This window comes from Dysgonomonas termitidis (assembly GCF_042654545.1).
Classification (GTDB): domain Bacteria; phylum Bacteroidota; class Bacteroidia; order Bacteroidales; family Dysgonomonadaceae; genus Dysgonomonas; species Dysgonomonas termitidis.
Genome location: NZ_JBHSGN010000077.1, coordinates 111475 through 122820 on the forward strand (window position 1 = coordinate 111475; position 11346 = coordinate 122820).

Consider the following 11346-nt stretch of genomic DNA (forward strand, 5'->3'; position numbering starts at 1 on the left):
AAATATTCCAAATTGCGCATGATGTTTATTAACATAAAATCAAAAGCAAAAATGTGTCCTGCGTTGTTGTACTTATTTAGAATTATTTTATATTGGATATGTATTTTTATTTATAACAAAAGATATTAAGTTTCAGTTTTTTAATATGGCAGAATTAAGAAATTTAGTACAACTTATTATTTAAACGAGTTTTAAATGAATAGTATTTTTATATCTTTGTAATCCGAAAAACAAGGTAGCTTATATAGAATCCTAATATAATTTTTATGCTGGACATGCTTTCATTTATAACATGGGATGTAAATCCTGAAGCTTTTTCTCTCTTTGGACGGGAAATTCGCTGGTATGGTATTTTATGGGCTGCGGGGGTTCTCTGCACAACAATGGTGGTGCAAAGGATGTACAAATCGGAAAAACTTCCGGAGAAATGGTTCGACTCACTGTTCCTGTATGTGCTCACCGGCCTTATCATAGGTGCCCGTCTGGGGCACTGCCTGTTCTATGAACCGATGGAATATCTGTCCAACCCCGTATCTCTGATAGAGATATGGAAAGGAGGGCTAGCCAGTCATGGTGGCGCTATTGGGATGGTTATTGGTGTTTGTCTTTATTCATTGAAGATAACCGGAAAGAAATTGAACTGGAAGCATTTGATTATTGGTGCTGTAGCCGGCTTCATTGTCGGTGGAATTGCCGGATATATAATAAATCCTGATAATGCCGATGCCACTTTGGGTATTGCTTTTCTTGGATTATCGGTGGGTGCATGTGTGGCTATGTTGTATATGACTTATCTGACATCGATACAGACTTTGGACAAACTGGTGGTGGGCGTGGCTATAGGAGCGACATCCATACGTCTGGGCAATTTGATGAACTCTGAAATATATGGAGGACCTACCGATGTGCCATGGGCATTTCGCTTTATACAGAATATAGAGGATTGGAAAAGGGGCGCTGAACCAATATACTCTCTGCCCAGCCATCCTACCCAGATATATGAGGCTCTTACGTATTTCTGCATTTTCCTTATAGGCTTGTTCCTTTTTTATAAGACACCGGCCAAAACCAAAAGCGGGTTTATTCTGGGAGTTTCGCTGATTGGCATTTTTCTGTCGCGTTTTATCGTGGAATTTATAAAAAACACGCAGGTAGATTATGAGCAGGCGATGGTTTTGAATATGGGACAGTTATTGAGCCTGCCGTTTGTCGTATGGGGAGTATGGCTGGTATGGAGCGCTATAACCAGAAAAGAAGGGCCGATAGATGAAAAGACGATAAAATAACATAATAAAAAGGAAAAATACTAGATAGTATGTTAAAACCAATTCCAATAAAAGATGACTTATTCTATATCGGCGTAAATGACCGGACAAAGCATCTTTTTGAAAATCTGTGGCCGCTGCCTAAAGGGGTTTCTTACAACTCCTATCTTCTTTCGGATGGCAAAACAGCATTATTTGATACTGTTGATATCTGCTACTCCGATATTTTCTTTCATAAACTGGAAATAGCATTAAGTGGGAGACCGCTCGATTATGTTATTATCAATCATATGGAGCCGGACCATTCGGGTTCCCTCGGTTTGCTGAGAAACAGGTATCCGAATGTAAAGATTGTGGGTAATAAGCGTACAGCCGATATGGTACAGGGCTTTTATGGTATTACGGACGGTGTGATGGTGATTGATGACGGGGATGAGCTGTCGTTGGGTAAGCACAATCTTGTGTTTAATCTCACACCGATGGTGCACTGGCCAGAAACTATGATGACATATGACACTATCGACAAAATTATCTTTTCGGGAGATGCTTTTGGAACATTCGGGACTTTGGATGGCGGTATTACCGATACACAATTACACCCTGAACGCTATTATGACGAAATGATACGTTACTACTCCAATGTGGTGGGTAAATTTGGCTCTCCGGTACAGAAGGCATTGGAGAAGTTGAGCGCACTGGATATAAAAATGATTTGTTCTACCCACGGTCCTGTGTGGACTATAGATGAACAGATCAAAAAAGTGATTTCCATTTATGACAAACTTAGCCGTTATGAAGGTGATGAGGGCGTAGTTATAGCTTATGGAAGTATGTACGGGAATACCGAGCAGATGGCCGAAACTGTTGCTTATGAACTGGCTCAGCAAGGAATAAAGGAGATTATCCTTCACAATGTATCCAAACGTTCACATTCTTATATTATCCGTGATATCTTTAAGTATAAGGGGCTGATTGTAGGTTCGCCTACATATAACAACAAGCTGTTTCCTGAAGTGGAATACCTGTTGTCGAAAATAGAAGGACGTGATATGAAGCACCGTTATTTCGGATACTTCGGTTCATTCACATGGGCGGGGGCTGCCGTGAAACGTCTGGCTCAGTTTGCTTTGGATACTAAGTTTGAAGTAATTGGCGAGCCGGTGGAGATGCGTCAGGCTATGCGTCATGATACGTATGATGCCTGTATTTCGCTGGGTAAAGCGATGGCCGAGAGATTGAAGCAAGACAGATAAAGTCTTTAAATTATAAGTTATAAATTATAAATTATAAATGATGAGTTATGAGATGTGGACTTATAACTCATTTTTTATTCTTTATACTCTTTAAATTTCTCCTTGATATCTTCATATCTCTTGTCGCCTACATAGCGTTCTTTAGCCTTGAATTCTTTGGAGAACAGGCTCTTGGAATCATTATAGTCTTTATAGTTTAGCCCGGCGATGTCGGATAGGGAGTATATGAAATCTTCGGTGGAATAAGGGCGTTTATTGTCGAAGATAAGATCGGTATGTTTTTTTCTGTACGAAGGCGACATCCATATCATAAAAGGTATTTCACTCATTGTGGGTGATACCTTTTCATATGCATGCCCTGCAAATTCACGATAGTCGTATAATTCTTCGCCGTGGTCGGAGAAATATATCATTACTGCATCTCCTTTTTGCCGGCTTTTAAGCGTTCCTATAATACTGTTTATTATGTAATCGTTGTATAGGACGGAATTGTCGAATTTATCAATTGTCTTCTTCGCTTTATCATCCCTGAATGGCGCATCTGCGACCAGATTGTCTTTTTTATTATTATATACGATATATTCTTTGGGGTATCTGAATTCGTAGGCCATATGATTGCCTATCAGATGTACCAGTATCAGCTTGTTATTTCTGTTGTTAGCGCTTTCATCGAATATTTTATCCAATACAGGCAGAACAATGTCGTCATGTTGTTTATATGTTGCTACATTGTATTTCTTTTTAGCCAGAGTTAACAGGATATCGTAGCTCGATTTGCAGTCTTCGCTGAATTCCTGATTGCTTATTAGATAAGTGTCGTATCCGCTACGGTTAAACAATTCGAACAAAGATGGTTTTTCCGTAAAGTATTCCGGATGCTTCAACTCCGACATAGATAAAATAGAACGCATGACCGGGATTGTATGTACTTGCGGCGCAACAACATCCTGATATACAATGAGGCTATCTCCAAGCTGGGATAACAAGGGGTTTGTGGTGCGCGGATAGCCATATAGCGACATATGGTGTTTGTTCAGGGATTCACCTATGACAACGATAATAGTCAATGGCACGGTGTCTTTTCGGACGGATTCTACTATGTAGTCCTCTTTCTGCCGCTCTTTTATCGTTTTTATTTCATAGCTGGTCCTTAGTTTATAGCTGACGAACGTTTTATAGAAGTTGACGAAGTAGACCGAACGCGAGACCCTGTTGATACCGACAATGCATAAGATAATGATAATACTTAAAGAAAAAAGTAGTTTATTATTGCTTATTTTTAGCTTTTTGAACGATTTCATCGTGCATATCATCACAATCGGGATAGCAGCATAAATCAATACACCGACAATAACCCATATGCTTAAATAATGAGCCACAAACTCTTTGCTTTCTTCGGGATTTGTTTCGAACAGGCTGGTTACACTGTTTTGCTCCAGCATCACACGTGCAAAAAGCAGATAGGCCAGAAAGATAGAACCCGGAATGACCGATATAGCCAGCATTGCCGAATAAATAATCTTTTCGGATTTGGAACTTAAAAAGAGGGATAGCACCCATATGGCGGCGAAAAGTAATCCGCAAACGAGAAAAACCGCGACTTTGTCGATAAAGGTAAAGTTTTGGGCAAGAGGGCATAATATAGGCACCAAAAGCAAGATGTAAAACAAGAAGAAGAATTGTATTTTTTTCCGTTTCAGTATATTTAGAACCTCACTCATTGACTGTTCTGTTTATTTGGTTTGATTTTTAATTGTTAATTACAGGTTACAAATACCTCATCAAAGAGTACAAATATAGTATTTTATTCTTACTTTTGGTACTGTTAAATATTCGGTAATATCGTATATGTAAATATGAGTAAACGGACGCCTAAAAGACCCAGGAATAAATTGCCGCGGAACAACTATCTTTTAACTAAGCCCACTTATCTGGGAGATAAGGATATTCCAATGTCGGTAGAGTTGATGCAATACGATTCTATGCGGATGGAAGTGAAGAATATCCCTTTACATACACCGTTGAAAAGCAGCATTGACAATTCGAAAGTAAATTGGTTCAGGGTCCAGGGTATCTCCGATGCAACGGAGGTAAACCGTATCTGCCGCGAATTTGACCTGCATGGATTCGATGTGAAAGATTTACTTGCCGACCAACGGGTGGTGAAAATCGTAGCCTATGATAAGGTAACCTTTATACTGATGTCGTCTTTTTATCTGGAAGGCGATGCTGATATAGACGATATGCAGGTAGCGTTTATTTTCGGTGAAAACTTCATAGTTAGTTTCCAGGAAGCCCTTATCCCTGTTTTTGATGAGGTGAAGCAGGATATTGAGGAAAACAACGGGATGATACGGCAAAAGAGTACGGACTTTTTGCTTTATATCCTCCTGAATGCTGTTAATTTATCCAATATTAACACCCTGATGACAGTAGAAGATAAGCTGGCGGATATTGAAGACCAGCTGATAATGAGGAAAGATTCAGTCGATATCCTTCAGTTTATGCACAGATGCAGGGTCAATTATATGCATATCAAGCGTATGGTGATAGCGCTAAGGGAAGAATACAGCAACCTCTTGCATAATGCCAATAAGTTGATAAAAGAAGAAAATATTGTTTACTTTAACGACTTTGACGACCGTATGCGCACCACATTAGGTGACCTGGCTTCGTTTCACGAGTCCCTGACTTCATTGCTGGATTTGTATTATAACAATAATAATCTGAAGATGAATGAAATAATTAAGCGCCTGACAGTCGTTTCCACAATCTTTATCCCACTCACGTTTATGGTTGGCGTGTGGGGTATGAATTTTAAGTTTATGCCGGAAATAGAGTGGGAATATGGCTATTTTTTCTCGTGGATGGTTTTGGCTCTGGTTGCCTTGTTTACTTATTTGTGGATGAGAAAGCAAAAATGGTTTTGAAAAACAACAGGCTGTATTTCAGATTCTTAAAGCTCATAACCCCATGATTCTATCTTGTAACTAATATTTATTAAATAACGATGAAAAAAATAGCTTGTATATTACTGATTTCATTATTTGCCCTTCCTTTCTGCCCGTATAGTATAACCTTGTCTTCACACGAAAATCAGGTTGTAAAGCCCAAAGACGATATTAAGAAAATGTTTGAGAAAGGGCTTTATACCGAAATTATAGAAGAATATGGAAATACGCCCCGTACATCATCAGCCGAAGAGTTGTCGTACGTCGCAGAATCATATATACGGTTGAATGATTTCCCGAATGCTTCCAGATACGCAGATATGGCTATACAAAAAGATGCAAGATCTGCTCGCGCACTCTACGTAAAAGGCTCTATCAGCAGTGCAAATGGAAATCATACACAAGGTATCGCCGATATACAAAAAGCTATAAATCTGGCTCCGAAACAGGCTGAATACTATACCGGCCTTGGCGATATTTATTTTGCACAGGATGATTATACAAAAGCCTTGGCTAATTACAGAAAGGCGGTAAACCTACCCGATCCGTCGGAGAAAGCCTTCTACATGATAGGTGCCGTGTATGCTAATCAGGACAATGTAAAACAGGCATTGGATACTTTCTATGTGGCCAAGTCGAAAATAGAAAAGGACAAGGAGCTGTATGTCACAGTGCTGAATAATATCGGAAAGATCGAATTTGATAATCAGAATTATAGGGATGCATCCGAAGCATACAGGGAGTTGACCGAATATTTTCCCGATGATTACTATTCTATCGAAAAACTGGTCGAGTGTTACAATGCTTTAGGCTATTACAGCCGCGCAGATGTATCGAAGGCGAAACTATATAATGCATACCGGCAGGGAGAACTTTGGAATACCAGCATTGCGGACATGTTTTGCATCGACCATTTTGCAGTAGGGAATAAAGACGTTTCCGCATATGAGCGTTTCGAAGTATCACCGTGCCGTACGATTACCAAATATATATTCTATGTGGCGGACAAAGACGGCCGTATCGATTCCACCATCACTCTCGAATTCACTCCTGCCGAAGAGGAAGGCAAAACCGGCCGTTTCGACCCTGTGATGCAGAAAGGAACGGATAAATACGGCTTTAATGTCGTATATGACGGTAATCTGGCTTATACTACACTGCAATCGGTTGTAAAGGATATTATAGATGGTAAAGTTGATCCGAAACCTTATGTGAAGTAAATTACGAATAGACCAGATACAACTGGCTGTTTACTGGTTCCTGTCCCTTTTCTTTACTCTTACCACATCTCCCGCGTCAGGGGTCAGTTTTGTATATCCATATAGAGAGACTATGCCTAATATGGCAACAAAGATAAATGCCAGACGGAAATCCGCGACCGAATAATGGTCGGTACTGCCGTTTATCATATTTGAGAACCGGAGGAATACTGCGCCCATAGCTATACCCATACCGGTCGACATCTGCTGCACGGTACTGTATAGCGTATTGGCGGCTGTCATCCGTGGTTGTGGTATGTCTGCGAAAGCAAGTGTGGTAATGGCGCTGAACTGCATGGAACGGAACATCCCCGACAGGAACATGACCACCACGATTAATACGACTGGCGTAGTCGGAAGCAGGAGTGCCGTGAAGAATGTAAACACGGCAACCATAAATCCGTTACTGATAAGTACTGTGCGGAAATTATAATGGCGCATGATCCATATCGTAGCAGGCTTCATAACAAGGTTTCCGGCCATGGTGGCAAGAAACAGCGTTCCCGATTCGAAAGGGCTTAAGCCGAAACCTTCCTGAAACATCAGGGGAACAAGGTAAGGTGCTACTCCGATTACCATGCGTGATATTGATCCCGTGAATATCGTAACCCTGTATGTTGGTATCCTGATTACCGAATAGTCTATCAATGGGTTGGATATATGCCGCGAATACCGGATATTAAAAGCCAGTAGACCAATACTGAACAAAACGACTATCCCTGAAACATAGTATGGTACTTCGGTACGGCTGAGCAATTCCACTCCATACATAAATCCGGCAAGAGCAAGGCCGCTGAGAATGAACCCCACAAAGTCGAAATGCCGTTTTACCGGAGTGTCGTCTTTCTCTTCGGGTATATGATGCCATGCAAGGACGACACAGACAATGCTGATCGGTATATTCAGATAGAATATCCAGTGCCAGTGCCAGTATGTAGTGAGGTAACCGCCCACCAATGGTCCAAGTATAGGGGCAACCAGTGCAGGCCATGTGATATAAGCCATAGCGGTCACCAGATTCTCCTTAGGTGTTGTTTTCAGTACAGCCAGACGGCCTACGGGCGTCATCATGGCACCTGCCATCCCCTGAAATATGCGGAAGATAACGAACTGGGTCAGATTTTGCGATGTACCGCAAAGGGTAGAGGCCAGTATAAAAAGAATAATAGACAAGCAGAATACCTTGCGTGTTCCGAAACGGTCGGCAATCCATCCGCTGACAGGGATGAATATGGCCAATGCGATCAGGTAAGATGTTACTCCGGCACTCAGATGTACAACATCCGTCCCAAACGACTTGGCCATGGCAGGCACAGCCGTATTCACAGCCGTGGTGTCAAGCCCTTGCATAAAGAAAGCGATAGCAACAATCAGGGAAACTGTGTAGGACTTGTTTAAAATCTTCATTTGTGAATACCGAACCTTAAAATTCGGGTGCAAAGGTACTACTTTTCAGGCAGAAAGCCTTGGTTAAACCTCAATATTAAACAAGTTCCTGTTGTTATATTTTCCTAAATTTTCGGCATTGTACCTGATATCTTCATCATACCAGTCGGCTATGTCTATCCCTGTAAGTGCCGCGCCACCTTTTATATCTAATTGTATGAAACTATGGTCGGTACATGTAATATCCAGCCCGCAGGGAACAGCATATGTATAACCTCCTGCCGATTCACCGTCAATATCGTCTTGTGGTATAGCATATACAATATATTTGCCGGGAAGTACATTGTCAAACTTGTATTTTACCGTTTCTCCCTCTTCTGATTCGCCTGTCAATAAGGTTATTGTACTACCTGTTTCGATGTTTTTCAGGCAGACATTCATTGCAGGCACGTAGTCGCTGGGGTAATAAATCAATCCTTCTATAGATGCATATTTATTGCAGGATGTGCAGATTATAAGCAGTAAGCTTATGAAAAAGAGAGTCTTTAGTGATTTCATTATTCCTGGGTTTTTAGTTTGGATAAAATACAAATGACTTATTAAAGATAGTTTCTTTTTCTATACGGAGGCTTAAAGGACAGGATAAATGCATGGAAATTATCAGTTCTAATCAATGGGAAACCTTTTTTTTATTTTTATTAACTATGTTTAGTTAAAACCTGACACATCTGACACATTTTTTACTGTTTATATAATATGTTATTTACATATATTAACTATGTATAGTTAAAAGGTAACAGGTGTATCAGTAAACAGTCATCAGTCATCAGTTAGCAGTCAACAACTCGTAAGATGTAAAAACTTTGTACCTTTGTGTCTTTGCGTGAAACAAAATAGGGTGCCCCTCGCTCGCGCAGACGTCCCGTCTGTGTGTTGCGTAGCAAACATTTTTACCCTGTCAACAAGACACGGACTGGAAGTTCGCGCCAGCAGGGGGGTAAAAGGTAACAAAGGTAACACTTATTTCAGTTAACAGTAAACAGTAAACAGTATTTCATGCAGAGACGCTAAGACGCAAAAAGTAACAAAAGTAACACCTTTTTAGCTATTAGCTGATAGCTTTTAGCCAATAGCTTATGTACAAAACTTGACAAACTTGACACATTTTCCACTATTTTTTCTCTGTGTAAGTCCTCCCTGGGGGATTGAGGGGGCTCGTTCATCATTTCAAAGAGCTATCAGCTAACAGCTAAAGGCTATCAGCTAAATATATAGATAAATGATTCGGTTTTTGATAATGTGAATTAATAGTTCCAACTACTGATTCGCATTTTTAACTAACTTCCGGTTTTCCTTACATTTTAACAATATAAGGTTAATAAATAAAAAACAGGAGAGCAGCCTGGAAGATAATATTTATAATTGACATGACCCGGATATGTTATTCAGCCTAAATTCGTTATCTTTGGCTACTATAAAAAAGGAAACTCTATGAACTGGCAACAACTCCTCTCTGCAAAACGTTTTGGAATGGAAAAATATCATGATGACAAGCATCATGACCGTACTGATTTTCAGCGCGATTACGACAGGCTTATATTTTCGTCTCCGTTTCGCCGCTTGCAAAATAAGACGCAGGTTTTTCCCCTTCCGGGCAGCGTTTTCGTACACAACCGCCTGACACATAGTATCGAGGTATCGTGTGTGGGGCGTTCGTTAGGAGAAATAATAGGCAGGGAACTGAGAAAAAAATATCCTGATTCTCCGGCTCATTTCGAAGAGATAAGCTCCATCGTGGCTGCTGCATGTCTGGCGCACGATTTAGGGAACCCTCCGTTCGGACATTCCGGTGAAAGGGCTATTACCAGCTATTTCAGAGAAGGGAACGGCAGGCATCTCGAACAGAAAGTGCGCGAGGAAAACGGACGATGGGAGGATTTCACCAACTTTGAAGGGAATGCCAATTCAATCAGAATGCTGATACATCAGTTCAACGGACGTCGCCCCGGCGGATTCGTAATGACATATTCTACATTGGCATCCATTGCCAAGTATCCCTATTCTGCGCTGGCAGCCGGTAAGAAGGGTAAATTCGGCTTTTTTCAGGCCGAGGAAGAAGATTTCAGGAAGATTGCCGACGGATTGGGAATGCTCTGCTTGCAGGAATCTCTGTTGAAGTATGCGCGGCATCCGCTTGTATATCTTGTCGAAGCTGCCGATGACATCTGCTACAGGACTATGGATATTGAGGATGCTCACAAGTTGGGTCTGCTTTCTACCGAACAGACAAAGAGTCTTTTCATGGACTTCTTTTCTGAAGAAAGACAGAAAAAGATGCTCTATACAATGCAGCGGGTAAGCGATACTAACGAGCAAATTGCTTATCTGCGTTCAAGTCTTATAGGACTGCTGGTTGATGAATGTACAACCGTGTTTCTGAACAATGAAGATACAATATTGGAGGGGCAGTTTGACGGCGCATTGATCGATCATATATCTGCCTTGCCAAATAAGGCGAATAAAGAGGCTAACGAAATTAGTTACAGAAAGATATATAAAGCTAAGGATGTAGTGGATATAGAACTTGCCGGACACCGTATCATCGGGTTTCTGCTCGATACGTTCATTACGGCTGCTACTGATGATGATCCCAAAGGTAAGTATTCGGAATTAGTATTGAGCCGTGTGTCGGAACAGTTCGAAACGGATGCCCCCACTCTCTATGGACGTATTCTGGCTATACTGGATTTTATTTCAGGAATGACCGATATATACGCGCTTGATCTCTACCGGAAGCTGACAGGAATGAGTTTACCTACAGTATAACTTATTTTGAAGGAAATATTCTAAATCCGCTTTCTTCTAAACTCAATTATCTATGAATATGCCGGATTACCAAACTGTTTTTAATGTGTAAGGGAAAACCCCGATATTCTTCGATATAATTGATAAGTAAGGAAAACCGGCTTCTGATAGTAGGATTGTAGAAAATAAAAGAGGCTGTCCAAAAAGTATTTTTTTTATATCATTTTGTCATGTTGAACGGAGTGAAACATCTCGTTTCTTAGGATCGGGATTCTTCACTCCGTTCAATATGACAATAGGAAGTAATACTTTGCTAACGTAATATTATTTTTTGGACAGCCCATTTCATATTTCCTATTCAGCCATTAATCTTATCAATCCTGGCCTGATGCCTCCCCCCTTCAAAGTCGGTATTGAAGAAGACTTC

Annotated in this window: 8 protein-coding genes; 5 read left to right on the plus strand and 3 right to left on the minus strand. The window is 40.7% G+C overall.

Going from position 1 to position 11346, the window contains the following annotated elements; translation table 11 throughout:
* Positions 1-266: 266 nt before the first annotated feature.
* Both ACFO6W_RS13185 and ACFO6W_RS13190 read left to right on the plus strand, forming a co-directional pair.
* Entirely contained in the window at positions 267-1286 is a 1020-nt protein-coding gene (locus tag ACFO6W_RS13185) for a prolipoprotein diacylglyceryl transferase (RefSeq protein ID WP_379997160.1), read from the plus strand.
* A 29-nt stretch (positions 1287-1315) separates the two neighbouring features.
* On the plus strand, positions 1316-2518 hold the full coding sequence (locus tag ACFO6W_RS13190) for an FprA family A-type flavoprotein (RefSeq protein ID WP_379997162.1): 1203 nt from the start codon (positions 1316-1318) through the stop codon (positions 2516-2518).
* Positions 2519-2592: 74 nt separating this feature from the next.
* On the opposite strand, the gene ACFO6W_RS13195 is transcribed toward ACFO6W_RS13190, so the two are convergent.
* Positions 2593-4239: a sulfatase-like hydrolase/transferase gene (locus tag ACFO6W_RS13195; RefSeq protein WP_379997164.1), complete on the minus strand. Its 1647-nt coding sequence runs from the start codon at positions 4237-4239 to the stop codon at positions 2593-2595.
* A gap of 135 nt (positions 4240-4374) precedes the next feature.
* On the opposite strand from ACFO6W_RS13195, the gene corA reads away from it, so the two are divergent.
* Both corA and ACFO6W_RS13205 read left to right on the plus strand, forming a co-directional pair.
* Positions 4375-5448 (plus strand): magnesium/cobalt transporter CorA, encoded by a 1074-nt coding sequence (corA, locus tag ACFO6W_RS13200; protein WP_379997166.1) that lies wholly within the window; start codon positions 4375-4377, stop codon positions 5446-5448.
* A gap of 80 nt (positions 5449-5528) precedes the next feature.
* Positions 5529-6689, plus strand: coding sequence for a tetratricopeptide repeat protein (locus ACFO6W_RS13205; protein ID WP_379997168.1), 1161 nt, complete (start codon positions 5529-5531; stop codon positions 6687-6689).
* 30 nt (positions 6690-6719) lie between these two features.
* On the opposite strand, the gene ACFO6W_RS13210 is transcribed toward ACFO6W_RS13205, so the two are convergent.
* Both ACFO6W_RS13210 and ACFO6W_RS13215 read right to left on the minus strand, forming a co-directional pair.
* Positions 6720-8135: a DHA2 family efflux MFS transporter permease subunit gene (locus tag ACFO6W_RS13210; protein WP_379997170.1), complete on the minus strand. Its 1416-nt coding sequence runs from the start codon at positions 8133-8135 to the stop codon at positions 6720-6722.
* 63 nt (positions 8136-8198) lie between these two features.
* Positions 8199-8672, minus strand: a complete 474-nt coding sequence (locus ACFO6W_RS13215) for a hypothetical protein (protein WP_379997172.1) — start codon at positions 8670-8672, stop codon at positions 8199-8201.
* A 933-nt stretch (positions 8673-9605) separates the two neighbouring features.
* Here ACFO6W_RS13215 and ACFO6W_RS13220 point away from each other — a divergent pair.
* Entirely contained in the window at positions 9606-10940 is a 1335-nt protein-coding gene (locus tag ACFO6W_RS13220; RefSeq protein WP_379997174.1) for a deoxyguanosinetriphosphate triphosphohydrolase, read from the plus strand.
* Positions 10941-11346 lie beyond the last annotated feature (406 nt).